Genomic DNA, 2,318 nt, shown 5'->3' on the forward strand with positions numbered 1-2,318 from the left:
AAATTAGTTTCGATTTGACTAACTCAATGACTTAATAGATGCTCTATCTAGGACTGGTGCAATCCTTAGTAAGTGGGTTGGTGTTTTTGCTCAAAAAACCCAAACACGCTTCAAATTACATCCTGGCTTTTTGGTTTTTGATACTGAGCTACTTCTTTTTAGGGTATATAATTCCTGAAGGTCTTTACACTTATACCAAGATAGGATTTGCTCCGTTTTTCATGCTTTTCGGACCTATTTTCTACTTCTATGTCCAGAGCCTGATCAAGATTGATTTCTACTTCAAATGGAAATATCTTTTGCATGGCCTTCCGTTTGTTTTGATAAGTATCCTGAGAATTATTTATTTACCTCATTCACTCAATGCCGAATCCTTTTCCGGAGAAGCACCATATCCCTTCATCATAGGAATTTTATTTGTTTTTGTAATTTCTATCTTATCCTATTGGCTTGCCACACTCGTACTTGTGATCAGGCATCAGAAAAATATGCTGAATTACTTTTCCAATAAATCCAACAGGCATTCATTAACCTGGGTGCTGGTATTTATGTTGGTAGTTCTAGTTAGTAATATACTCTTCTTTTCTGTCCCCCTTTTCAGTGGCTTGTTACAAAACCCGGAAACAGCTAATTATTGGTTTACCCAATTCAACCTGGCTATTCTTGGATACTTATTGCTGATTTTCGGATTGCTTCAGCCAATAATTTTTGACTCAAAAAGTAATCTGGCAAAAGCTGAGCAAACCAATGATAAATATTACGGTTCAGGTTTAAGTCCCGAAACCATTGAACAATATGCCGCATTGATCTTAAAATATTTCGAAACTAAAAAACCCTTTAAGACCCCCGATTACAGTTTGCAGATGATGATTGATGATTTGAAGATCTCCCGTCAAAATCTGTCGCAAACAATCAATAAACATTTTGGTAAAAACTTCTATCAACTGGTGAATGAATACAGAGTCAATGAATTTAAAAAATTACTCGTTGACCCTGCCTGGAAACATATCACCTTGCTGGGATTAGCTCTTGAAGCAGGCTTCAACTCAAAATCATCCTTCAACAGAATATTTCGGGAAATAACCGGACAAACCCCTTCTCAATACCAAACAGAAAAGAAAACCAACCAGACTCATTAATCTTCTATTCTTTAAATAAGTCCCAATAAGTCCGTTGGGACGCTATTGAATAAAGGTGCCGCTAATCTTACACTACAGTTTTTTAATATCATATCCTTAAAATATGTAGTATGAATGCAGCAACAATTATCCAAAGTAAACCACCTTTTAATACCAGACTATTGACTGGTGTCCTATTCATCGCACTTTCATTGAGTTCCTCTGTTCAATTAGTTAGCCAGGACCTCTTTGTTCAAAAAAAAGTAGCAGAAATTCCAACGGCCCCGCTCATTGGAAATATCACCAGCAGAACAACTCAGTCTCTTGATGGAACCTGGAATGCACTAATCGACCCAACACTTTTTTCATTAAATGACATGGGCCAATTCCTGGAAAGAAATTATAAACCTGGTCCGGGTGAACTGATAGAACTAAGCATTGAAAATGGCTTAACCTTACAAGTGCCAGGCGACTGGAACACACAGGACCCCAGGTTATTTTTCTACAATGGAAAAGTCTGGTACAAAAGAGACTTCTTTGTGGACAAGAAACCTGATAAAAGGTACTATTTATACTTTGGAGCTATCAATTACAAAGCAAGGATTTATGTCAACGGTGTTCATATAGCCAGCCACACCGGAGGGTATACCTCATTCAATTGTGAGGTAACAGATCATCTCAAGAACGGAGAAAACCTTATTGTGATCCGAAGTGACAACACACTAACCAGTGAAGATATTCCGACTACCAGTACAGACTGGATGAACTACGGTGGGATTACCCGTGAAGTAAAGCTGGTTGAATTACCAAAAACGTTTATAGAGAATTACAAGGTGCAGCTTAGCACAGGCAACAGTAAAAATGTTGAAGGTTGGGTCAAAATAAATGGAATGGAGTCTGGTAACGTAATGGTGGAGATAGAAGAACTAAAGATGAAGAAATCCTTTGCCGTAAAAGATGGTAAAGCGCAAATCTCTTTCAATATAAACCCTGTCTTTTGGACACCATCAAATCCCAGGTTATACGAAGTAAAAATATCCACAAATGATGATTCAATTACGGACAGAATTGGTTTTAGAACCGTAGAGGTACGAGGTAGCCAGGTATTACTAAATGGTAAGCCTATTTATCTTAAGGGAATTGCACTTCATGAGGAGGCCATTGGTGCCAAAGGAAGGGCATCCAGCTATGCAGAAGCCG

Annotated in this window: 2 protein-coding genes; both read left to right on the forward strand. The window is 38.0% G+C overall.

Going from position 1 to position 2,318, the window contains the following annotated elements; translation table 11 throughout:
* Window positions 1-38: 38 nt before the first annotated feature.
* The gene (locus tag RLO81_RS15010; protein WP_350113335.1) at window positions 39-1,139 is read left to right on the forward strand and encodes a helix-turn-helix domain-containing protein; all 1,101 of its coding nucleotides are present in this window, start codon (window positions 39-41) and stop codon (window positions 1,137-1,139) included.
* A 110-nt stretch (window positions 1,140-1,249) separates the two neighbouring features.
* On the forward strand, window positions 1,250-2,318 hold a 1,069-nt coding region (locus RLO81_RS15015; RefSeq protein WP_350113338.1), incomplete at its 3' end, for a glycoside hydrolase family 2 protein.

This window comes from Fulvivirga sp., assembly GCF_040220315.1.
In the GTDB taxonomy this organism is placed as follows: Bacteria; Bacteroidota; Bacteroidia; order Cytophagales; family Cyclobacteriaceae; genus Fulvivirga.

Coding starts and splice junctions, on each gene's coding strand:
- RLO81_RS15010 (WP_350113335.1), top strand. CDS start 39: ATGCTCTATCTAGGACTGGTGCAATCCTTAGTAAGTGGGTTGGTGTTT.